The sequence below is a fragment of the Bacillus sp. FSL R5-0286 genome (assembly GCF_038593245.1).
Lineage (GTDB): Bacteria > Bacillota > Bacilli > Bacillales > Bacillaceae > Bacillus > Bacillus altitudinis.
The window spans coordinates 2,776,399-2,799,026 of the sequence record NZ_CP151977.1; the positions used below are offsets into that span (position 1 = coordinate 2,776,399).

Below are 22,628 nucleotides of genomic sequence, written 5' to 3' on the forward strand. Positions count from 1 at the left end.
TTAAATCGTAATCATTTCTATCTAATAGGTTGAGAGGAGACATTCTTAGATGAAAAAAATCTTTTTTATTTTAACAGCTGCTTTATTAGCGGTCGGTCTTGCCGCTTGCTCAAGCAGTGCGGGGACAAATGCTTCAAAAGGAAAAGCAGATGGGAAATTAACCATTTACACGACGATCTTCCCTATTCAAGATTTCACTGAAAAAATTGGCGGCTCTCACGTGAACGCTCAAAGTGTGTACCCTGCCAATGCAGATGCACACAGCTTTGAACCAAGTTCAAAAACGATGGTTGAAATGGCCGAAGGAGATGCCTTTATTTACAGCGGAACAGGTGCTGAAGCATTTGCTGATAAAACGGCTTCTACGTTAAAAGACCAAGGCGTGAAAACAGTGAAAGCAGCCGAAGGCATCAAGCTATTATCAACACAAGAAGAACATGCTCATGAAGAAGGTGAGGACCATGATCACGATCATGAAGGTGAAGATCATGACCATGATGGACACGACCACGGAGATAAAGATCCCCATGCATGGCTAGACCCTGTTTATGCACAGCAAATGGCAAAAAATATTAAAGACACACTCGTTTCACTAGATCCAGATCATAAAGACGAATACACAAAAAACTATGAATCACTAAAAAAAGAATTACAATCGTTAGATCAGGAATTCAAAACAACGTTATCTAAAGCAGAACATAAAGAAATTCTCGTTTCCCACGCTGCATACGGCTACTGGGAAAAACGCTATGGCATTGAGCAAATCAGTGTACTAGGACTCTCTGCTTCTGAAGAGCCTTCCCAAAAACAGCTTGAAAATATCGTACAACAGGCAGAAAAGCATCACATCAAGTATGTCATTTTTGAAAATAACGTCAGCAGTAAAGTATCAGATACGATTCGCAGTGAAATTGGGGCAAAAAGCCTTACACTGAAAAATCTAGAATCCATTACAGAAGATGATGCTAAAAATGGCGAAAGCTATGTCAGCTTAATGAAACAAAATTTAAACACATTAAAAACAGCTTTAAATGTTGAATGAATTCATGAACCCCGTGCGATCAGCCGGGGTTTTTTACTGCACAAAAAAACACACCATGATCAGGTGTGTTTCTTTGTCTACATTTGATATTTTTTCTTAAACTGCTCCGCTCTGCCGCCTTTTTCTCCGAATTTCTGGCGTCCTGTATAAAATGGATGCGTATCAGAGCTTGTCTCTACTTTAATGACAGGATAAGTCTTCCCATCTTCCCACTCTACGGTCTCATGTGATGTCTTTGTTGATCTACTTAAGAAGCGGTAACCGCTGTTTACGTCCATAAATACAACTTCATGTGAGGTTGGATGAATATCTCTTTTCAATGTCAAAACTCCCTTCATCATTAAAACGTAATGATTACGTTTTATAATTATATTCTACTCCCTCTTTTACAACTTGTCAAAGAACAAGCTTTCTTAGTCAGGAAGAATAATCTAAAAATGGTGGAGAATAATAAACACCATCAAAAGAGATGCGATAAGAAAGGCGGAGAAAAAATTGACTGATCTCGTTTTAGCTAGAAGTCTGTTCGGCACAACAATGGGCTTCCATATTATTTATGCCTCGCTTGGCGTAGGCATCCCGCTAATGATTTTGTTAGCTGAACTCATCTTTCAAAAAACGAAGGACCCGCATTATGCCATCATGGCCAAACGATGGACAAAAGCGCAGGCTGTTCTGTTAGGTGTTGCCATTCCAACCGGTACCATTGCTGGTACGCAGCTTGCCCTTCTATGGCCTGGTTTTATGGAGGTCATCGGAAAAGTCATGTCACTGCCATTTCAAATAGAAATTTATGCTTTCTTTATTGAAGCATTATTTATGTCTATTTATGTGTACGCAGCAGATCGTTTATCACCAGCCATGCGCATCATTACCGTTATTTTCGTTGTCATTGGTGCAGCAGCTTCAGCGATTCTCATTACAAACGTACATGCTTTTGAAGGAACACCCGCTGGCTTTCAAATGGTCAATGGAGAAATAACGAATATCGAACCTTGGAAGGCATTTTTCAATCCTAGTTTTGTTGTAACTGCTACTCACGTAGTACTGTCTGCTTTTACAACAGGCGCTTTTGTCATTGCTTCTGTCGCTGCATTTAAAATGTTGAAAACAAGAAAAAACGAAAAGCTCTATACCTTTCATCGAAAAGCCCTTTTTCTTGGACTGATTGTTGGTGGACTTTTCTCTTTTCTCACAGCCTTAAACGGTCACGAATCAGCTCAGCTTCTATATGAATATCAGCCTGAAAAATTAGCGGGTGCTGAAGGATTATTTGAAACGCAATCACATGCGCCTCTAGCCATTGGCGGTTTTACTGATGCCAATACGCAAGAAATCAAAGGAGCTATCGAAATCCCTTGGGCACTTAGTTTTCTTGCAGGAAATAGCTTTGATACTGTGGTTAAAGGGTTAAATGATTTTCCTAGGGACGAGTGGCCGCCTTTATTTATTCACACATTATTTAACGGAATGGTCATTATCGGCTCATTGCTCATTTTCTTTGCTGTGTTAGCACTGTTTTACCGCAAAATTTTAAAACGCGAACATTATCCAAAATGGCTGCTTGTCCTTTATTTATTTGGCGGGCCCCTTAGTCTCTTGGCGATTGAATTTGGCTGGATCTTTGCCTGTACAGGCCGTCAGCCATGGGTGATTTATCGAATGCTCAAAACCTCTGAAGTCGTCACATCATCAGGATCTATCGGTACACTTTTCATCCTTTTTGCCATTGTCTATCTCATTTTAGGCATCGCAACTGTGATTGTACTGACGTACTACTTTAGAAAACATTCAATTGAAGAAGACTTACGGTTAACAGAATCTTAAAAAAGGAGCGATCTTGATGCAAATGGATGTAACAACTGATGCACTCATTGCAATCACCATCTTATGGGGATTCGTGTTTATCTATGCAGTGATGGCATCAATGGATTTCGGTGCAGGATTTTGGTCAATGATTTACATGAACAAAGAGCAGACAAAGGCCGCAAATATCGCAAATAAGTATCTTTCTCCAACTTGGGAAGTAACAAACGTCTTCATTGTGGCCATCGTCGTTGCCTTGTTTAGCCTGTTTCCAGGTGCAACATTTGTGCTAGGCACTGTTCTATTAATACCTGGCAGCATTATTTTGTTACTCCTTGCACTGCGAAGCGGATTTCTCGTCTTCTCTCATTCACTGCCTAAAAAATATAGAAAAGCCGTGACATATATTTCAGGAATTAGCGGCTTTATTATTCCGTCCATCCTCATCATGGTTCTCCCCATTACACATGGTGGATTCATCTTTCAGGAGAATAATGTCTACTCATTAGATTTAGGATTGGTCTTTACAAGCGCAAATGTCTATTCTTTCGTAGGTTTTGCGATTTTCAGTACCCTTTTCCTCTCATCTTTGCTTTTAGCTGATTTTTCTAATGTTGCAAACGAAGATGAGGCTTATAACATTTATAGAAGAGGAGCACTGATTACAGGTCCACTTTCTCTCATGATGGCTTTCTTTATCATGCTCACACTGAGAAGTGAGGCCAATTGGCTGTTCACAAAAATGATGCAGAACATCCCGATCCTGCTTGTTTCTCTGCTCATGTTTTTGCTTGCAGGTTTGGCTCTATTTTTACCAAACAGCCTCTTTAAACATCGGAAAGGGAGACCACGTTTAGCGGTTATCGCCATTACAATTCAATATTTCTTAGCAAGCTATGTGTATGGACATGCGCATTTGCCCTATATGGCCTATCCTGATATTACCATCATGTCTGGGTTTACAGATCCCGTCACATTTAGGGCATTATTTATTACGTATATTGTAGGGTTTATCATCCTATTCCCTGGGTTCTACTTCTTCTGGAAATTGTTTATGAAAGATAAGCGTTATATTCGTCAGGAAGATTAACATGAATGAACGCCCCTTACTTCGGTTACATTATAGATGAAAGACATACTCAAAAGGAGGTCATCTGTATGAGTCAAAAAATCCTTTGTGAAGTAAACAACTGTTCCTACTGGAATGCTGGAAATCGTTGTGGTGCAGATGCAATTTATGTCGTCAGCCATACAGGAAATACGGCTGAGAAAAGTGAAGAAACTGACTGTAAAACGTTTAAACCTCAAGACCTTTAAGTCTCATTAAAGGAGGCGCTTCGCTTTGAAAAACGATCGGCTTACTCAAACGTTTCTTGAAGAAATTCAGGACGCGGACGAGGCTGCATTTTATCAAGCAGCTCACTCCTTTTTAAATCTTTGGGATTATGAATACGGACATGTTTCCGACATGCCCAATGACATGCATCAGTATATTGGACAGCTTGCTTACGACAGCGGGCTTGTAGAAGAGTAAGAAAGAGCGGATGACCGCTCTTTCTTTTTGTTCAGACAGGAAGGAAAAACTTTCCTCAACTATACAGTGGTTCTATTGATGGTGCAAATGGCGATTCATTCGTTTTCATTTCACAAAATCATGTTTTGTAAACACATCAATTTTATCTGAGAAAGAACGAAGCGCTTGATAATCAACTTCTACACCCATACCTGGAGAACGCGGTACTTCAATAAACCCATTTTCAACTTTAATTTCAGGAAAAATGATATCCTGCTCCCAATATTTCGACGATGCTGAAATATCCCCAGGAATCGTAAATTGCGGAAGTGATGCAAGTGCCACGTTTTGCGCGCGGGAAATGCCTGTTTCAATCATTCCACCGCACCATAACGGAATCTGCTGCTCCTTGCAGAACGCATGAATTTTAAGTGCTTCAGTCAGCCCTCCAACTCGTGAAGGCTTCACATTAATAATCTGACAGCTTCCAAGTTCTACAGCTTTTCTCGCATCATCTAAAGAACAAATACTTTCATCCAAACAGATTGGTGTTTTTAAATGCTTTTGCAAATGCCGATGATCGACAATGTCATCTGCGGCTAAAGGCTGTTCAATCATTAATAAACGAATATCGTCGAGCTGCTTCAGTTTGCTAATATCTTTTAATTCATAAGCAGAGTTTGCATCCGCCATTAACGGGAGGTGAGGGAAAGACTCCCTTATCTTTTGTAGAAGTCCAATATCTTGTCCCGGCTTAATCTTCACTTTCACACGCTGATAGCCTTGATCAACAAATTGCTCGATTTGCTGAATCATATCATCTATTGGTCCTAACCCCGCAACGACACCAGATGGAATTCTATCTCTAGTACCGCCTAAGACGTCACGTAAGGACTTATTTTCTCGCTTCGCATAAATATCCCACACAGCTGCCTCAATTCCCGCTTTGGCCATTCTATTGCCTTTAAAATGGTACAAGCTGTCTGGTATGTCCGAAGGATGTGTAAAAGATCGGGTCAGCACGTTCGGGATAAAGAAAGCCCTGAGCATGTGATAGCAGGTCTCGATGGTTTCTTCTGTATACCACGGAGAAGAGAAGGCAGATACCTCTCCCCATCCAGTTAATCCTGTTTGATCTTTGACCTCGACAATAATAAACTCACGCTCTGAAATGGTCCCAAGGCTCGTTGTAAATGGCTGTTTGAGTTTCATCGTGACATGATATAAGATCACACGTTCAATTTGAATCATCTAAAAACCCCTTTGATTTGAGTCTGTGCCTCTGCAATTTATTCGACGCATTCCTTGGCAGCTCATCCACAAAGTGAAAAGCGGCGGGCCATTTATACTTGGCTAATTGCGACTGACATAAAGCATAGAGCTCATTCTCCGGAATCTGCTCATCTGTCACAAGGAAGGCAGCAGGTACCTCTCCCCATTTTTTATCATATATACCCGTCACTCCGGCTTCCTTTACATTTGGATGTGTTAAAAGAACTGCTTCAATTTCTGCTGGATAAATATTTTCTCCGCCAGAAATAATTAAGTCTGACCGCCGATCAAGCACAAATAAGAATCCGTCCTCATCTACATAGCCAATATCACCCGTTTTCAGCCAGCCCTGCTCAAATGCAGCAGCTGTTGCCTCTTGACGATAAAGGTAGCCTTTCATGACATTTGCACCTTTCACCATGATTTCACCATGCTCAAAAGGACGACACGGACGGTCCTCATCTTGAATCTTTAATTCACACCCAAAAAGGGGTTTTCCCGCTGATCCAAGCTTTTCCACACTAAATTCTGGCGCAAGTGTCACAATTTGCGAGCAGGTCTCCGTCATACCGTACGATTGAAACACAGGAAATCCTTTCTCCTTACTCTCTTGAAGCATCGCATAAGGTGCAGGGCCTCCGCCTAACAGCAGACAGCGCAAAGAAGACGGACATTCTTCAAGTCCACTTAATAAACGGGACAGCATGGTTTGAACAACTGACAACATCGTCACTCGATGCTGTTCAATAGCATTCTTGACTTCATCAACATCAAACTTTTGATGAAGCACGACAGTCATACCGTATATGACAGATTTAAATATAGCGGATAAACCGCTTATATGAAAAAGAGGCAAGGCAATGAGCCAGCGGTCGTCCTCCCTGATCCCTAAATTCAATGCCGAGGAAACAGCACTATGAAAATGATTACCAAACGTTTGCTCCACCCCTTTAGGGCGTCCTGTCGTTCCAGATGTATACATAATCGTCGCCGTCTCATTTAAATCAATATCATGTACGACCTTCTTTTCCATATCATGATCTGCATCAGGTAAAGTCTCTATTGTATAAACAGGTAAATCACCATGATGCTCATTTGCATATGCAGGCTCTGTTAATAAAGCCATGACTTTCGCATCTTCCAGCTGAAAACGTCTCTCTGCTTTTGTTAACCTATTGTTCAATAACACAATCTTGAAGCCTAATAAAAAACAAGCGTGAACAAGCATGACCATATGAGGATGGTTGTTCATTAAAATCGCAACCGTATCCCCTTTTTTAAAAGATGCACGTGTCAGTCGATTCGCAAGTTGGTCTACATCATTCGCTAAATCACGAAATGTCCACTCTTTGTCTTGATAAATGAGTGCGACCCGGTCTGGCGTTAAATACGCACGGTGCAGCAGCCAATTCGGTTGCTTCATCATGACACCTCCTTTTCATAAAAGAAAACAGCTCAGTCTGATGCACTAAGCTGTTTTCATCCATATCATTGAATCAAGGGAAACGAGGGAACTGACCGAAGTCTGGCTTCCGTTTTTCCTTAAAGGAATCGCGTCCTTCTTTTGCTTCATCTGTTGTGTAATAAAGAAGGGTCGCATCTCCTGCAAATTGCTGAATACCAGCTAATCCATCTGTGTCCGCATTAAATGCAGCTTTCAAGAATCGTAAAGCAGTAGGGCTCTTTTCTAGCATGTCCTCACACCACTTCACTGTTTCTTCTTCCAGCTGCTCCAATGGTACAACTGTGTTGACCAGTCCCATATCAAGCGCTTCTTGTGCATTGTATTGACGGCATAAGTACCAGATTTCTCTTGCTTTCTTATGACCCACAATACGTGCAAGATAGCCAGATCCATAACCAGCATCAAAGCTGCCCACTTTTGGTCCTGTTTGTCCAAAAATTGCATTGTCTGCTGCAATGGTCAGGTCACACACGACATGAAGCACATGCCCGCCGCCAATCGCATAGCCCGCAACCATCGCAATAACTGGTTTTGGAATGACACGAATTAAACGCTGTAAGTCTAAGACGTTTAGACGCGGAATTTGATCGTCTCCTACATAGCCGCCATGACCGCGTACTTTTTGGTCTCCACCAGAACAGAATGCTTTACCTCCAGCACCTGCAAGGACAATGACACCAACTTCTGAATTGTCACGAGCACGTGAGAATGCATCAATTAATTCACTTACGGTCTTTGGTGTAAAGGCATTATGTACGTGCGGACGGTTAATGGTGATTTTTGCAATCCCATTATATGTTTCATATAAAATTTCGTCATACTGACGCTCAGTTTGCCATTCAATAGCCATCAATATTTCCTCCTCTAATCTTGCGATAAAATAAACTCACTTACTATTTTACCAAAAAAATGTGGTTGTTCCACATGAACTGTATGCCCGGCATGCTTTGCTACTGTGAATTGACTGTATTCAAGCGCCTGCTGCATACGTTTGGCGATGTGACAAAACTTTTTATCAAGTGTTCCGCAAATGAGTAAAACAGGCTGTTTTATCTGCTTTAATGCTTGCCACATAGACGGCTGTGAACCGGTTCCTATACCTTCTAAGCTGCGAGCCAGCCCGTTAGGATCGGCTTTTAGCCTTCCCTCTCTCAGTTGCGTTAGCCTGTCCGCTGGCAAGGATTTCTGCGAAGCAAACAGCGGAATGTTCTCCCAAAAATCCACAAACTGCGCTAACCCTTCATGTCTGATCTTTTGAGCTAACTGATGATCATGATTCAGCCTCGCCATCCGCTCTTTAAAAGAGTTCAGCCCTGGAGATGTACTCTCAAGAATCAGTTTGTTTACACGTTCTGGATAACGGGAGGCAAATGATAAAGCAATACGCCCTCCCATAGAATATCCGAGAATGTTCACTTTGTGAAGCTTTAATTGATCTAAAATCTCAGCAAGATCTGCCAGCTGTTGGGACATTGCATATCTTCTTATACTCTTTGGTGAGTCTGTGCGACCATGTCCAAGCAAGCTGACCTGAATCAATCTCGTATGTTTTTCTGTATAAGTATTCAAAAAAGCCCAAGAAGCTGCACTCCCTGTAAAGCCATGTAAACATAACGTGGCATTTTCAGCAGATGGATTATGGTCTATCACCTCATACGCCACTCCATCGTGCATTCGTATTATGAGTGAAGGCATTCTTTTTTCACTTCCCTCAATATCTCGTCCATCATTTGGCGATGTTTGCCCACGCGAGAATGCCGGTCAGTTTCAATCTCAATTAAATGAAGCCCTGGTTCTTGGATATGCGCCAAGTACACATCTTTTAACTCTTCTTTCGTTGTTGGCTTCGAATAGGTTCCCCCATATAGCTTTGATGCATACTCAAAATTCAACCCAGTCGGCGTACCAAAGAGCTTTTCATAATACGGTTCATCGGATGCCTGCGGAAGGAAAGAAAAGATTCCTCCACCATCATTGTTTAACAATACAACCGTGAGCGGAATGTCCATTAGCTTAGCTGCAAGAAGACCGTTCATATCATGGTAAAAAGATAAATCGCCGATGACTAAAGTGATGGGTTGTTTCAAGGCTGCATATGTTCCAAGAGCTGTGGACACAACACCATCAATACCATTTGTTCCGCGATTCGCCATCATCCGAAACGGTTTTGACTGCGTTTCAAAAAAGGTATCGACATCTCGAATAGGCATACTATTTCCGATAAAGAGCACACTCTCTTTTGGCAAAAGGTGCTGCAGCTGACGATACACATTTCCCTCAAATGTCAGGTCCTCATCATTGTATTGATTTACATGCATTCTAAAAGAAGAATTGACACTCTGCCAGCGTCGTAAATAAGATGTATCCTGACGCTTTTCCGCTCTCATCAAGACTTCTTCTACAAAAGAGGCTGCATGACTTTCAATCATGTATGATGCGCTTAAACCAGGATCTCGATAACCACCCGCAGCATCGACGACAATCTGCTTCACTTCCGCATGCTTTTCTAGCCACTTAAATAATGGCTTAGACACAGGCATCGGTCCAAAACGAATGACCATTTCAGGCAAGAGATGCTGCTGCAATGCCTCATCTTTTAACAAAGAATCGTATGCATCTATGATGTATTCTTCACTTTCATGTCCATTTCGCAAAAGAGAAAGCGGGTCAGCTAAAATAGGCAGATGCAAAGCTTTTGCAAGACGTAACACTGACGCCTGCTCTTCCGGCGAGTGAAGTTCACCAGCAACAATGATTCCTTTTGCCGCTTTGTTCATGATAGACACTAATTCTGACATAACCCGATCATCCGGACGAGCTTGACCTGCTGCTAAAACTTTGTTCGCAGCTTCTTCTTCTCTATCAAAAGGATCAATAGACAAGTCAGGTAGCAATGGTTCTCTCAGCGGCACATTCACCTGAACTGGTCCCTTTGGCTGCTGCATAGACACATGACTTGCCCTAGCAGCAGTAGTTTGGACATACCGCAGCATCGTTTGGCTTTCTTCTGGCAAGGCTAAGTCTGTGAACCATTTAACAAACTTACCGAATAAGAATTGCTGATCAATCGCTTGAGGTGCCCCAACCTCCCTCAATTCGTGCGGCCGATCAGCAGTTAAAACAATCAATGGTACCCGAGAATAATGTGCCTCGACAACAGCTGGGTAAAAGTTAGCTGCTGCCGTACCTGATGTACAAATGAGTAGCACTGGTGTTTGGCTCGCTTTCGCAAGACCCAGTGCATAAAAAGCAGCAGACCGTTCATCTACTAACACATGGACATTGATTTCTTGATGAGCAAGAGCGAGCATCGCAAGCGGTGTTGAACGGGAGCCAGGACAAACAACTGCCTCATTCACACCACTTTGCACAAATTCATCCATTAATCTGCCAATATATCTTGTCATGATTTGATTATTCAATAGGACGACCTCCAAGAGCAGACAGCATTGGTCTTAATTTCACTTGCGTTTCTTCATACTCTTGTTTTGCAAGGGAATCCTCTACAATTCCACATCCAGCAAACAAACGAACTTGGTCTTCCTCAATAAGACCTGATCGAATGGCGACAGCAAATTCTCCATTGTCCTTAGAATCAATCCATCCCACTGGCGCCGCATACCAACCACGTTTCAACGGTTCGATTTCACGAATCACCTCTACCGCTTTTTCCTTAGGATATCCTCCAAGCGCTGGTGTTGGATGAAGCTGTTCAATTAATGAAAAGAGTGAACAGCTGCTTTTAATTTCTCCCACAATGGGTGTAAATAAATGCTGAATGTTTTTCGTTTTATAAAGACTTGGTTGATTTGGCTTATGCACATGATGGCAGTTTGCTTCAAATGCCTGCTCAATCATATTCACGACAATTTGATGTTCAATCAAATTTTTCTCATCATGAAGCAGTTCCTCACCTAGTGCCTGATCTTCTACTTCATCTTGACCACGTACAATGGAACCTGCCAAACACGATGAAAACACTTCACCACCGCTTTTTTTCACTAAACGTTCAGGCGTCGCCCCGACAAATGCTTGTCTTCCCTGCTCTATAGCAAATACATAACTCGTTGTTTGATGTTTTAGTAATTCTGCTAATAGTGGAGCGAGTTCTATTTGATATTTATAGTGAAGCAAGACTTCTCTTGCTAAAACAACCTTTTCATATTCGTTCACACGAATGTGTTCTGTCGCTTCATGGATTGCTTTCATCCATTCCTGGACATCTAACTCTTCCATATGAACAAGCTCAGCTTGTCCATGATTTCTGACAGGCAATGCATCAAAATTAGAAGCTTTCTGTTCTAACTCTTGAATGAGCTGATGAACATTCCCGTCCACCTCGTTCCATTCATTGATCGTTAGAAACGTGCCTTCTTTTGAAACAGTCAGCATCATCGATGGCACAAAAAAATGAGCCTCGCCAAATGCTTCCCAGTGACGCGCCTTCTCTTCGTATGGATCAAATGAAAATCCTCCAAATAAAAGCGGACCAACTGCCGCTTGCTTTAACTCCTTCTCATCATGAAAATGGAACATATGCTGTTTCAGCTGCTCCCATTCTTGATGGACGATATTGAATCGTTCTTTGCCTTGCTCTGATGATTTAATCACGGCCGCTCTGCCAAGTCCAGAAAATATCATTTGGCTTTCTGGATCAGACCAAAAAAACCGCTCGCCTAAAAAATCCGCTTCGCCGCTTTGGAAAAAGGCAAGAGGATCCAGATCGTCAACTCTTCTGGAGTAGCTTATCAAAACAGCATGGTTGACGTTATTCGCTTCTTCTAATGTCGCAAGCGCTTCCTGCCGGAAAGTACTTTGCACTGTTGTCACCATGATACATTCCTCCAAAATCCATGAAATAACATATAAAAATAAAACCATCATGTAAAAAAATACATGAACATTCGAGTATGTCGAATGACCTGCTTTTCTATTATAAACCTTAACAGATGAACTTAGTAAAGAAAACAGCTTTTAAAACCTCGAATCCTTATTATATCACGCTTTCAAGATTTTTTCGCTCCCGCATATTGAAATGAGAACATCCCTTAAAAAATGGTAAGACCTGTTCGAAGATCAAGCTTTCTCTCTAGATGGGAACGATTAGCAAACATCTTTTTCTTGTTTCATCGCATCAATATATTGACACCTTTTTGAACTTTGCTAAACTGGAATTTGGACGTGTACGTATTTTTTTATTTAAAGGAGTATATTTTATGCAGCATCAATCGATATCAGATCAGCTTTCACCAATTAAGCCTGATAAGAACTGGCGGATTTGGTGGAATTTACTACGACCGCATACATTAACAGCGGCATTTATTCCCGTTACTTTAGGAACTGTCCTAGCACTTCCGAGTGGTCAAATACATGTTGGGCTATTTTTAGCTATGCTATTTGCATCGATGTTTATCCAAATTGCAACGAACATGTTTAATGAGTACTTTGATTATGTTCGCGGATTGGACAATGAGAAATCTGTCGGTATCGGCGGAGCGATCGTGAGAAACGGTGTAAAACCAAAAACAGTTTTAGGCCTCGCTTATGCCTTATTTGCGCTTTCTTTATTACTTGGGATCTATATTTGCATGATGTCTAGCTGGTGGATTGCACTCATAGGACTAATTTGTATGGCAGCAGGCTATTTTTATACCGGTGGCCCTGTACCAATTGCTTATACACCATTTGGAGAACTTGTATCAGGTGCTTTTATGGGACTAGGCATCATTTTAATTAGTTTCTATATCCAAACAGGAACATTGACATCAAAAGCTGTGCTCATTTCAATACCCATCTCTATTTTAGTTGGTGCCATCTTACTGTCGAACAATATCCGTGATTTAGACGGTGATAAAGAGAATGGACGAAAGACACTTGCTATCCTAGCTGGACGTAAAGCGGCAGTCAACATCCTACTTTCCATGTTTGTGATCTCATATGTACTCATTTTTGTTTATATCTTTATGGATATCGTGGGTCTTTGGAGTCTTCTTGTCTTACTCAGTGTGCCAAAAGCTTATACAGCCATTAAAGAATTTAAGCAAAAAGAAAAACCAATTGAATTAATGAATGCCATGAAGTCGACAGCACAAACCAATACGTTTTTTGGTTTCCTGTTAACGATCGCATTGATCTTACAATATTATCTCGCATAATACGACGAAACGCCTGCAGCCGCAGGCGTTTTTTATTGAAGAATTGCTTCAAATTGGCACAAGTCTTACATAAAAATTTGCTCATACTAACAATATGTTTGATATGAAAGGGTGATCGCTTTGTTGTCTAAAAACGAATTACATCAGTTGAAGCAGCGACTTCTCGATGAAAAACAAGAAATTGAAGCCAAAAGCCATGATGATGAACAGAAAGTATCATTTCCTTATGATTCAGTGGGCGAACTGTCAGCCTATGATAACCACCCTGGCGACCAAGGGACAGAACTATTCGAACGCGGAAAAGACATTGCCTTAAACAGTTTGGAACATGAGCATCTTTCCGATATCAATGAAGCACTCCAAGCAATGGCAGACGGCTCTTATGGTTTGTGTAAAGTGTGTAAAGCCCCTATTCCTAAAGAACGCTTAGAAGCCCTTCCCACCGCCGTCACATGCACAGAGCATTCAAAAGAACAGACCGTTTCACAAAACCGTCCCATTGAAGAGGACTTATTAAGTCCGCCCTCAGGGCAATTTGAAAATGAAGATAGTGCTGCATATGATGGAGAAGATGCCTACCAAGACGTAGAACGCTATGGGAACTCTGATACCCCATCCGATATGGAATTTCCTCCATTGACATACGATGATGTGTATACACAATCAGAAGATGAAGATTATGTGGAAGACTATGAAGGGTTTGCAGCTGCTGATATTGAAGGAAAAGCAAGCAAGGTCTATCCAAATAAAGCACACGAAGCTTATGAAGAAGCATTAGATGAAGAAGGCGTCATGACGGTGTTTGGTGACTTGAAGCCGTACGAAGAAGATCCTTATACTAAAAAAAATCATTAGTCCCCACATATTGGGGGCTTGATGTTTATATCATGTAATAATTGGGAAATAAGTTGAAGAATGAATTGATTGGGAGGAGATTTCTGGATGGCTAAAAAAAGTATCATTTGGGCGGTTATCGTCTTCTTTATTACATACGCATTATTTTCTATTGCAGGGTTCCTGTTCCCTATCGACAGAGAATGGTATGACGCACTAAATAAACCTGAATGGACACCTAGTGGTGGTGTCATCGGTGCGGTCTGGGCTGTCTTATTCGCCCTCATTTCGTTATCTGCCGCCATCATTTATGCAAAGTACGGTTTTCAAAAAATCACATTACCATTTTGGATTCTGTTTCTTTTAAATTATGTATTCAATCAAGCCTTTAGCTTTTTTCAATTTACACAAAAAGATTTATTTGCAGCTACGATCGACTGCCTGCTTGTAGCACTGACAGCACTCGCGCTTGTCATCGTCTCACGTAAACTAAGCAATGTTGTCCCAATTTTATTGATTCCTTATGTTTTATGGGGATTCTTTGCGACATACTTGTCTTATACGATCTATTCCATGAATATGTAAGAAAAGACCGCTATGATGGCGGTCTTTCGTTTTGTGGAAAATAAAAAAGAGGTCTTTATTAGACCTCTTTAAAAAATGACCCGTACGGGATTCGAACCCGTGTTACCGCCGTGAAAGGGCGGTGTCTTAACCGCTTGACCAACGGGCCAGAAAAATGGCGGAGAAGGAGGGATTTGAACCCTCGCGCCGCTTGCGCGACCTACACCCTTAGCAGGGGCGCCTCTTCAGCCACTTGAGTACTTCTCCATTTGGCTCCGCAGGTAGGATTCGAACCTACGACCGATCGGTTAACAGCCGATAGCTCTACCACTGAGCTACTGCGGAAAGTCATGGTGGGCCTGAGTGGACTCGAACCACCGACCTCACGCTTATCAGGCGTGCGCTCTAACCAGCTGAGCTACAGGCCCATGAACGATATGCAAATGGAGCGGGTGATGGGAATCGAACCCACGACATCAGCTTGGAAGGCTGAGGTTTTACCACTAAACTACACCCGCAAAATATGTATGGGGCGATTGATGGGAATCGAACCCACGAGTGCCAGAGCCACAATCTGGTGCGTTAACCACTTCGCCACAACCGCCATACTGATATTTATTTGTAAAAGTGGCTCGGGACGGAATCGAACCGCCGACACACGGATTTTCAGTCCGTTGCTCTACCAACTGAGCTACCGAGCCAAGTATTCATTTGAAAATGGCGGTCCGGACGGGACTCGAACCCGCGACCTCCTGCGTGACAGGCAGGCATTCTAACCAACTGAACTACCGGACCAATAGAGAAAAAATTTGGTTGCGGGGGCAGGATTTGAACCTGCGACCTTCGGGTTATGAGCCCGACGAGCTACCGAACTGCTCCACCCCGCGATGATATCATTTTTTAAAAATATGGCGGAGGAAGAGGGATTCGAACCCCCGCGGGCTTTGACACCCCTGTCGGTTTTCAAGACCGATCCCTTCAGCCGGACTTGGGTATTCCTCCGTATAGATGGTGGACCTTGTAGGACTCGAACCTACGACCGGACGGTTATGAGCCGTCTGCTCTAACCAACTGAGCTAAAGGTCCTTTATAGCGGCGGAGGGGATCGAACCCCCGACCTCACGGGTATGAACCGTACGCTCTAGCCAGCTGAGCTACACCGCCATGATATAAAATAATCTTTTGAAAAGTGGAGCCTAGCGGGATCGAACCGCTGACCTCCTGCGTGCAAGGCAGGCGCTCTCCCAGCTGAGCTAAGGCCCCATAAAAGATGGTCGGGAAGACAGGATTCGAACCTGCGACCCCTTGGTCCCAAACCAAGTGCTCTACCAAGCTGAGCTACTTCCCGATCTTAATGGCGCGCCCGAGAGGAGTCGAACCCCTAACCTTTTGATCCGTAGTCAAACGCTCTATCCAATTGAGCTACGGGCGCTTATTTTATAATGCCGAGGGCCGGACTTGAACCGGCACGGTAGTCACCTACCGCAGGATTTTAAGTCCTGTGTGTCTGCCAATTCCACCACCCCGGCGTGGATGGTATAAGCGGAAGACGGGATTCGAACCCGCGACCCCCACCTTGGCAAGGTGGTGTTCTACCACTGAACTACTTCCGCATTACAGGATTTCTTTATGTTGTTTGGCAATGCGGGTGAAGGGACTTGAACCCCCACGTCATAAAGACACTAGATCCTAAGTCTAGCGCGTCTGCCAATTCCGCCACACCCGCATGAAAATGGTGAGCCATGAAGGACTCGAACCTTCGACCCTCTGATTAAAAGTCAGATGCTCTACCAACTGAGCTAATGGCTCGCTTTTAAAGCGACTTGTCTATCTTACCATATGAAAGTGGTGCCGGCAAGAGGACTTGAACCCCCAACCTACTGATTACAAGTCAGTTGCTCTACCAGTTGAGCTACACCGGCTTTATCTATCCTAACATTATGTAAGAATAAATATGGTGGAGGATGACGGGCTCGAACCGCCGACCCTCTGCTTGTAAGGCAGATGCTCTCCCAGCTGAGCTAATCCTCCACTATGTAGGAATCTCTCGATCCGACAAAGATTATTATATACAGGTTTCACTCATTTGTAAAGGCTATATTAAAAAAATTTTATTTCATTTTTCATGACGTATTTCTTTTAACAGATGATGTTTATGTTACCAGTCAAAACAGCTTCAATTCAACGATTAACAGCTGTATTTCTCTTCTCTATATTCTCTTTAAAAACGAGTAAATCCTTTAAAAATATCAGCAGCCTTTCAATTTTTATACTTTAATGATATAGATATTTCTTTATTTCAACTGTTAAACGCAATGAATGTTTTGATTTCAATAAAATAGACTTATACAACTCCATTTAAATGAATGAATTTGTATCAGGCATCTATACACCTGCTATTCTTTCTCTCTATTACTTTTCTCCATACTTAAAAGTGAACATGCTTCACAGACTTTCACGTTAATTTAGAGCATCTCCACGCTTATAGTGAATTAAAACAACCTGATTTATACCACATCTGTATCAAGGTGATCTTCTTTCAAACAGCACAAAAAAGACCAGTTCCGATTGGAACTGATCCTTTGAAAAGCTTGGCGGCGTCCTACTCTCACAGGGGGAAACCCCCAACTACCATCGGCGCTGAAGAGCTTAACTTCCGTGTTCGGTATGGGAACGGGTGTGACCTCTTCGCTATCGCCACCAAACCTGATGGAGAGAATGTTCTCTCAAAACTAGATAACAATGTTCATTTTTCACATTAGAATATAGGTTAAGTCCTCGATCTATTAGTATCTGTCAGCTCCACGTGTCACCACGCTTCCACCTCAGACCTATCAACCTGATCATCTTTCAGGGATCTTACTTCCTTGCGGAATGGGAAATCTCATCTTGAGGGGGGCTTCATGCTTAGATGCTTTCAGCACTTATCCCGTCCGCACATAGCTACCCAGCGATGCCCTTGGCAGAACAACTGGTACACCAGCGGTGCGTCCATCCCGGTCCTCTCGTACTAAGGACAGCTCCTCTCAAATTTCCTGCGCCCGCGACGGATAGGGACCGAACTGTCTCACGACGTTCTGAACCCAGCTCGCGTACCGCTTTAATGGGCGAACAGCCCAACCCTTGGGACCGACTACAGCCCCAGGATGCGATGAGCCGACATCGAGGTGCCAAACCTCCCCGTCGATGTGGACTCTTGGGGGAGATAAGCCTGTTATCCCCGGGGTAGCTTTTATCCGTTGAGCGATGGCCCTTCCATGCGGAACCACCGGATCACTAAGCCCGACTTTCGTCCCTGCTCGACTTGTAGGTCTCGCAGTCAAGCTCCCTTGTGCCTTTACACTCTGCGAATGATTTCCAACCATTCTGAGGGAACCTTTGGGCGCCTCCGTTACATTTTAGGAGGCGACCGCCCCAGTCAAACTGCCCACCTGACACTGTCTCCCTGCCCGATAAGGGCAGCGGGTTAGAAGGTCAATACAGCCAGGGTAGTATCCCACCGATGCCTCCACCGAAGCTAGCGCTCCGGTTTCCAAGGCTCCTACCTATCCTGTACAAGCTGTACCAACATTCAATATCAGGCTGCAGTAAAGCTCCACGGGGTCTTTCCGTCCTGTCGCGGGTAACCTGCATCTTCACAGGTACTATAATTTCACCGAGTCTCTCGTTGAGACAGTGCCCAGATCGTTGCGCCTTTCGTGCGGGTCGGAACTTACCCGACAAGGAATTTCGCTACCTTAGGACCGTTATAGTTACGGCCGCCGTTTACTGGGGCTTCAATTCGCACCTTCGCTTACGCTAAGCGCTCCTCTTAACCTTCCAGCACCGGGCAGGCGTCAGCCCCTATACTTCGCCTTACGGCTTCGCAGAGACCTGTGTTTTTGCTAAACAGTCGCCTGGGCCTATTCACTGCGGCTTCTCGGGGCTTTAACACCCTAAGAAGCACCCCTTCTCCCGAAGTTACGGGGTCATTTTGCCGAGTTCCTTAACGAGAGTTCTCTCGATCACCTTAGGATTCTCTCCTCGCCTACCTGTGTCGGTTTGCGGTACGGGCACCTCTCACCTCGCTAGAGGCTTTTCTTGGCAGTGTGGAATCAGGAACTTCGCTACTAAATTTCGCTCGCCATCACAGCTCAGCCTTCACGGGAAACGGATTTGCCTATTTCCCAGCCTAACTGCTTGGACGCGGATATCCAATACCGCGCTTACCCTATCCTCCTGCGTCCCCCCATTGCTCAAATGGTGAGGAGGTGGTACAGGAATATCAACCTGTTGTCCATCGCCTACGCCTTTCGGCCTCGGCTTAGGTCCCGACTAACCCTGAGCGGACGAGCCTTCCTCAGGAAACCTTAGGCATTCGGTGGACGGGATTCTCACCCGTCTTTCGCTACTCATACCGGCATTCTCACTTCTAAGCGCTCCACCAGTCCTTCCGGTCTGACTTCACTGCACTTAGAACGCTCTCCTACCACTGTTCGTAAGAACAGTCCGCAGCTTCGGTGATACGTTTAGCCCCGGTACATTTTCGGCGCAGAGTCACTCGACCAGTGAGCTATTACGCACTCTTTAAATGGTGGCTGCTTCTAAGCCAACATCCTGGTTGTCTAAGCAACTCCACATCCTTTTCCACTTAACGTATACTTTGGGACCTTAGCTGGCGGTCTGGGCTGTTTCCCTTTCGACTACGGATCTTATCACTCGCAGTCTGACTCCCAAGGATAAGTCATCGGCATTCGGAGTTTGACTGAATTCGGTAACCCGGTAGGGGCCCCTAGTCCAATCAGTGCTCTACCTCCGAGACTCTTACCTTGAGGCTAGCCCTAAAGCTATTTCGGAGAGAACCAGCTATCTCCAGGTTCGATTGGCATTTCACCCCTACCCACACCTCATCCCCGCACTTTTCAACGTGCGTGGGTTCGGGCCTCCATTCAGTGTTACCTGAACTTCACCCTGGACATGGGTAGATCACCTGGTTTCGGGTCTACGACCACGTACTCATGCGCCCTATTCAGACTCGCTTTCGCTGCGGCTCCGCATCTTCTGCTTAACCTTGCACGGGATCGTAACTCGCCGGTTCATTCTACAAAAGGCACGCCATCACCCGTTAACGGGCTCTGACTACTTGTAGGCACACGGTTTCAGGATCTATTTCACTCCCCTTCCGGGGTGCTTTTCACCTTTCCCTCACGGTACTGGTTCACTATCGGTCACTAGGGAGTATTTAGCCTTGGGAGATGGTCCTCCCGGATTCCGACGGAATTTCACGTGTTCCGCCGTACTCAGGATCCACTCTGGAGAGAACAACATTTCAGTTACAGGGCTGTTACCTTCTTTGGCGGGCCTTTCCAGACCTCTTCGCTTATATCGTTCCTTTGTAACTCCGTATAGAGTGTCCTACAACCCCAAGAGGCAAGCCTCTTGGTTTGGGCTGTTCCCGTTTCGCTCGCCGCTACTCAGGGAATCGCATTTGCTTTCTCTTCCTCCGGGTACTTAGATGTTTCAGTTCCCCGGGTATGCCTTCTCATACTCTATGTATTCAAGTATGGATACTACTCCATTACGAGCAGTGGGTTTCCCCATTCGGAAATCTCCGGATCAAAGCTTGCTTACAGCTCCCCGAAGCATATCGGTGTTCGTCCCGTCCTTCATCGGCTCCTAGTGCCAAGGCATCCACCGTGCGCCCTTTCTAACTTAACCATTTCTTACTTTAGAAAGAATCACTATGTGTGATGAACTTTGCATTGCATTCAATGTGAATGTATTACTTATTGTTATCTAGTTTTCAAAGAACAATCCTGTCTCGCTAGAGACATGTTTTGAAGGAATGATCCTTCAAAACTAAACAAGACGAAAAACGTACGCTGCTCCATATATCCTTAGAAAGGAGGTGATCCAGCCGCACCTTCCGATACGGCTACCTTGTTACGACTTCACCCCAATCATCTGCCCCACCTTCGGCGGCTGGCTCCATAAAGGTTACCTCACCGACTTCGGGTGTTGCAAACTCTCGTGGTGTGACGGGCGGTGTGTACAAGGCCCGGGAACGTATTCACCGCGGCATGCTGATCCGCGATTACTAGCGATTCCAGCTTCACGCAGTCGAGTTGCAGACTGCGATCCGAACTGAGAACAGATTTGTGGGATTGGCTAAACCTTGCGGTCTCGCAGCCCTTTGTTCTGTCCATTGTAGCACGTGTGTAGCCCAGGTCATAAGGGGCATGATGATTTGACGTCATCCCCACCTTCCTCCGGTTTGTCACCGGCAGTCACCTTAGAGTGCCCAACTGAATGCTGGCAACTAAGATCAAGGGTTGCGCTCGTTGCGGGACTTAACCCAACATCTCACGACACGAGCTGACGACAACCATGCACCACCTGTCACTCTGTCCCCGAAGGGAAAGCCCTATCTCTAGGGTTGTCAGAGGATGTCAAGACCTGGTAAGGTTCTTCGCGTTGCTTCGAATTAAACCACATGCTCCACCGCTTGTGCGGGCCCCCGTCAATTCCTTTGAGTTTCAGTCTTGCGACCGTACTCCCCAGGCGGAGTGCTTAATGCGTTAGCTGCAGCACTAAGGGGCGGAAACCCCCTAACACTTAGCACTCATCGTTTACGGCGTGGACTACCAGGGTATCTAATCCTGTTCGCTCCCCACGCTTTCGCTCCTCAGCGTCAGTTACAGACCAGAGAGTCGCCTTCGCCACTGGTGTTCCTCCACATCTCTACGCATTTCACCGCTACACGTGGAATTCCACTCTCCTCTTCTGCACTCAAGTTTCCCAGTTTCCAATGACCCTCCCCGGTTGAGCCGGGGGCTTTCACATCAGACTTAAGAAACCGCCTGCGAGCCCTTTACGCCCAATAATTCCGGACAACGCTTGCCACCTACGTATTACCGCGGCTGCTGGCACGTAGTTAGCCGTGGCTTTCTGGTTAGGTACCGTCAAGGTGCAAGCAGTTACTCTTGCACTTGTTCTTCCCTAACAACAGAGCTTTACGATCCGAAAACCTTCATCACTCACGCGGCGTTGCTCCGTCAGACTTTCGTCCATTGCGGAAGATTCCCTACTGCTGCCTCCCGTAGGAGTCTGGGCCGTGTCTCAGTCCCAGTGTGGCCGATCACCCTCTCAGGTCGGCTACGCATCGTCGCCTTGGTGAGCCGTTACCTCACCAACTAGCTAATGCGCCGCGGGTCCATCTGTAAGTGACAGCCGAAACCGTCTTTCATCCTTGAACCATGCGGTTCAAGGAACTATCCGGTATTAGCTCCGGTTTCCCGGAGTTATCCCAGTCTTACAGGCAGGTTACCCACGTGTTACTCACCCGTACGCCGCTAACATCCGGGAGCAAGCTCCCTTCTGTCCGCTCGACTTGCATGTATTAGGCACGCCGCCAGCGTTCGTCCTGAGCCAGGATCAAACTCTCCGAGGTATGCAGGATGCATATCACACATGCGTTGCTACACGATGTAGCGAACTTAGCATGTGATCATTTCCTGCCTCGTCAGCGTTTGACTGACTACCTATGATGTATCATAGGATTTTTTTATAAAAACTCGAATTAACAGGTACGTTTTGTCTTGTTTAGTTTTCAAAGATCATCTTCGTTATCGCTCAGAGGCGACTTTATTAATATAACATTCTATCAAGATGAAGTCAACAACCTTTTTCTTGAATGTTATTTCTCAACCGCGCTGTTTCAGCGGCGAATACAAATATAACACCTTTTAAAAGAAGAAACAAGTATTTTTTCTAAATAATTTATTTTTCCTGATCTCTTCCTATATATTCGTACAAAAAGGGCTTAACTCCGTAATTCACTATTGTTGATCCTGTAGGTCTTTAGTATATTTATAATAGATTGAAATTTAATAACCGCAGGGGGAGCTTCGTGCTGAGAGTGAACAATTCGTTGTTCTGACCCTTTGAACCTGTCAGTTAATACTGAAGTAGGAATGTGGAATCACTTGCATACATGCA

At 44.4% G+C, this 22,628-nt stretch carries 15 protein-coding genes, 21 tRNA genes, 3 rRNA genes and 1 riboswitch; of the genes, 8 read left to right on the plus strand and 31 right to left on the minus strand.

Annotation, left to right across the window (positions count from 1 at the left end):
• The first annotated feature begins 49 nt into the window (after positions 1-49).
• On the plus strand, positions 50-1,042 hold the full coding sequence (locus tag NST24_RS14275; protein WP_024719324.1) for a zinc ABC transporter substrate-binding protein: 993 nt from the start codon (positions 50-52) through the stop codon (positions 1,040-1,042).
• Between the two features lie 77 nt (positions 1,043-1,119).
• Here NST24_RS14275 and NST24_RS14280 read toward each other — a convergent pair whose 3' ends face one another.
• Positions 1,120-1,362, minus strand: a complete 243-nt coding sequence (locus tag NST24_RS14280; protein ID WP_017358374.1) for a type B 50S ribosomal protein L31 — start codon at positions 1,360-1,362, stop codon at positions 1,120-1,122.
• A 175-nt stretch (positions 1,363-1,537) separates the two neighbouring features.
• Between NST24_RS14280 and NST24_RS14285 the strand changes: the two genes are divergently transcribed.
• From NST24_RS14285 to NST24_RS14300, 4 genes are all read left to right on the plus strand, one after another.
• Positions 1,538-2,869 carry a cytochrome ubiquinol oxidase subunit I gene (locus tag NST24_RS14285; RefSeq protein ID WP_035391038.1) on the plus strand — a complete coding sequence of 444 codons (1,332 nt, stop codon included), beginning with the start codon at positions 1,538-1,540 and terminating at the stop codon, positions 2,867-2,869.
• Positions 2,870-2,891: 22 nt separating this feature from the next.
• Positions 2,892-3,938: a cytochrome d ubiquinol oxidase subunit II gene (locus tag NST24_RS14290; RefSeq protein ID WP_342462635.1), complete on the plus strand. Its 1,047-nt coding sequence runs from the start codon at positions 2,892-2,894 to the stop codon at positions 3,936-3,938.
• Between the two features lie 68 nt (positions 3,939-4,006).
• Positions 4,007-4,165, plus strand: a complete 159-nt coding sequence (locus NST24_RS14295) for a DUF1540 domain-containing protein (protein WP_008360682.1) — start codon at positions 4,007-4,009, stop codon at positions 4,163-4,165.
• Positions 4,166-4,190: 25 nt separating this feature from the next.
• Entirely contained in the window at positions 4,191-4,382 is a 192-nt protein-coding gene (locus NST24_RS14300; RefSeq protein ID WP_024720421.1) for a hypothetical protein, read from the plus strand.
• A gap of 105 nt (positions 4,383-4,487) precedes the next feature.
• Here NST24_RS14300 and menC read toward each other — a convergent pair whose 3' ends face one another.
• From menC to NST24_RS14330, 6 genes are all read right to left on the minus strand, one after another.
• On the minus strand, positions 4,488-5,612 hold the full coding sequence (gene menC, locus NST24_RS14305; protein WP_008342917.1) for an o-succinylbenzoate synthase: 1,125 nt from the start codon (positions 5,610-5,612) through the stop codon (positions 4,488-4,490).
• Positions 5,599-7,059 (minus strand): o-succinylbenzoate--CoA ligase, encoded by a 1,461-nt coding sequence (locus NST24_RS14310; RefSeq protein WP_342461916.1) that lies wholly within the window; start codon positions 7,057-7,059, stop codon positions 5,599-5,601. Before NST24_RS14310 ends, menC begins: the two co-directional genes overlap by 14 nt.
• A gap of 70 nt (positions 7,060-7,129) precedes the next feature.
• The gene (menB, locus tag NST24_RS14315; RefSeq protein ID WP_039168312.1) at positions 7,130-7,948 is read right to left on the minus strand and encodes a 1,4-dihydroxy-2-naphthoyl-CoA synthase; all 819 of its coding nucleotides are present in this window, start codon (positions 7,946-7,948) and stop codon (positions 7,130-7,132) included.
• A 14-nt stretch (positions 7,949-7,962) separates the two neighbouring features.
• Positions 7,963-8,793 carry a 2-succinyl-6-hydroxy-2,4-cyclohexadiene-1-carboxylate synthase gene (menH, locus tag NST24_RS14320; protein WP_342461917.1) on the minus strand — a complete coding sequence of 277 codons (831 nt, stop codon included), beginning with the start codon at positions 8,791-8,793 and terminating at the stop codon, positions 7,963-7,965.
• Positions 8,778-10,520 carry a 2-succinyl-5-enolpyruvyl-6-hydroxy-3-cyclohexene-1-carboxylic-acid synthase gene (menD, locus tag NST24_RS14325; protein WP_342461918.1) on the minus strand — a complete coding sequence of 581 codons (1,743 nt, stop codon included), beginning with the start codon at positions 10,518-10,520 and terminating at the stop codon, positions 8,778-8,780. Before menD ends, menH begins: the two co-directional genes overlap by 16 nt.
• Entirely contained in the window at positions 10,513-11,931 is a 1,419-nt protein-coding gene (locus tag NST24_RS14330; RefSeq protein ID WP_342461919.1) for an isochorismate synthase MenF, read from the minus strand. The genes menD and NST24_RS14330 overlap by 8 nt, the downstream gene beginning before the upstream one ends.
• Positions 11,932-12,314: 383 nt before the next feature.
• Between NST24_RS14330 and NST24_RS14335 the strand changes: the two genes are divergently transcribed.
• The 3 genes from NST24_RS14335 to NST24_RS14345 all read left to right on the plus strand — a co-directional run bounded on the left by NST24_RS14335 (position 12,315) and on the right by NST24_RS14345 (position 14,672).
• The gene (locus tag NST24_RS14335) at positions 12,315-13,253 is read left to right on the plus strand and encodes a 1,4-dihydroxy-2-naphthoate polyprenyltransferase (RefSeq protein ID WP_125590933.1); all 939 of its coding nucleotides are present in this window, start codon (positions 12,315-12,317) and stop codon (positions 13,251-13,253) included.
• A 120-nt stretch (positions 13,254-13,373) separates the two neighbouring features.
• On the plus strand, positions 13,374-14,108 hold the full coding sequence (locus NST24_RS14340) for a TraR/DksA C4-type zinc finger protein (protein ID WP_100325619.1): 735 nt from the start codon (positions 13,374-13,376) through the stop codon (positions 14,106-14,108).
• Between the two features lie 87 nt (positions 14,109-14,195).
• Positions 14,196-14,672, plus strand: coding sequence for a tryptophan-rich sensory protein (locus NST24_RS14345; protein WP_008342900.1), 477 nt, complete (start codon positions 14,196-14,198; stop codon positions 14,670-14,672).
• A 76-nt stretch (positions 14,673-14,748) separates the two neighbouring features.
• Here NST24_RS14345 and NST24_RS14350 read toward each other — a convergent pair.
• The 24 genes from NST24_RS14350 to NST24_RS14465 form a co-directional block, all read right to left on the minus strand.
• Positions 14,749-14,820, minus strand: a tRNA-Glu gene (locus tag NST24_RS14350).
• 7 nt (positions 14,821-14,827) lie between these two features.
• Positions 14,828-14,918 (minus strand) — tRNA-Ser (locus NST24_RS14355).
• Positions 14,919-14,921: 3 nt separating this feature from the next.
• Positions 14,922-14,996 (minus strand) — tRNA-Asn (locus tag NST24_RS14360).
• Positions 14,997-15,002: 6 nt separating this feature from the next.
• Positions 15,003-15,079: transfer RNA gene (locus NST24_RS14365), tRNA-Ile, on the minus strand.
• A gap of 16 nt (positions 15,080-15,095) precedes the next feature.
• Positions 15,096-15,169: transfer RNA gene (locus NST24_RS14370), tRNA-Gly, on the minus strand.
• Between the two features lie 10 nt (positions 15,170-15,179).
• Positions 15,180-15,255: transfer RNA gene (locus tag NST24_RS14375), tRNA-His, on the minus strand.
• Positions 15,256-15,279: 24 nt separating this feature from the next.
• Positions 15,280-15,352 (minus strand) — tRNA-Phe (locus NST24_RS14380).
• Positions 15,353-15,369: 17 nt separating this feature from the next.
• Positions 15,370-15,446 (minus strand) — tRNA-Asp (locus NST24_RS14385).
• Between the two features lie 15 nt (positions 15,447-15,461).
• A tRNA-Met gene (locus tag NST24_RS14390) sits at positions 15,462-15,538 on the minus strand.
• Between the two features lie 22 nt (positions 15,539-15,560).
• A tRNA-Ser gene (locus tag NST24_RS14395) sits at positions 15,561-15,653 on the minus strand.
• Between the two features lie 7 nt (positions 15,654-15,660).
• Positions 15,661-15,737: transfer RNA gene (locus tag NST24_RS14400), tRNA-Ile, on the minus strand.
• A 4-nt stretch (positions 15,738-15,741) separates the two neighbouring features.
• Positions 15,742-15,815 (minus strand) — tRNA-Met (locus NST24_RS14405).
• 26 nt (positions 15,816-15,841) lie between these two features.
• Positions 15,842-15,914, minus strand: a tRNA-Ala gene (locus NST24_RS14410).
• 8 nt (positions 15,915-15,922) lie between these two features.
• A tRNA-Pro gene (locus NST24_RS14415) sits at positions 15,923-15,999 on the minus strand.
• A gap of 7 nt (positions 16,000-16,006) precedes the next feature.
• A tRNA-Arg gene (locus NST24_RS14420) sits at positions 16,007-16,083 on the minus strand.
• An 11-nt stretch (positions 16,084-16,094) separates the two neighbouring features.
• A tRNA-Leu gene (locus tag NST24_RS14425) sits at positions 16,095-16,180 on the minus strand.
• A 12-nt stretch (positions 16,181-16,192) separates the two neighbouring features.
• Positions 16,193-16,264, minus strand: a tRNA-Gly gene (locus NST24_RS14430).
• A gap of 30 nt (positions 16,265-16,294) precedes the next feature.
• A tRNA-Leu gene (locus NST24_RS14435) sits at positions 16,295-16,377 on the minus strand.
• A 7-nt stretch (positions 16,378-16,384) separates the two neighbouring features.
• Positions 16,385-16,460: transfer RNA gene (locus NST24_RS14440), tRNA-Lys, on the minus strand.
• A 37-nt stretch (positions 16,461-16,497) separates the two neighbouring features.
• A tRNA-Thr gene (locus tag NST24_RS14445) sits at positions 16,498-16,573 on the minus strand.
• A 33-nt stretch (positions 16,574-16,606) separates the two neighbouring features.
• A tRNA-Val gene (locus NST24_RS14450) sits at positions 16,607-16,682 on the minus strand.
• A gap of 558 nt (positions 16,683-17,240) precedes the next feature.
• Positions 17,241-17,356: ribosomal RNA gene (rrf, locus tag NST24_RS14455) — 5S ribosomal RNA — on the minus strand.
• Between the two features lie 61 nt (positions 17,357-17,417).
• Positions 17,418-20,348 (minus strand): 23S ribosomal RNA (locus tag NST24_RS14460).
• Positions 20,349-20,531: 183 nt separating this feature from the next.
• A 16S ribosomal RNA gene (locus tag NST24_RS14465) occupies positions 20,532-22,080 on the minus strand.
• The 16S, 23S and 5S rRNA genes sit together here, the layout of an rRNA operon.
• Positions 22,081-22,518: 438 nt before the next feature.
• A riboswitch (TPP riboswitch) is annotated at positions 22,519-22,621 on the plus strand.
• Positions 22,622-22,628 lie beyond the last annotated feature (7 nt).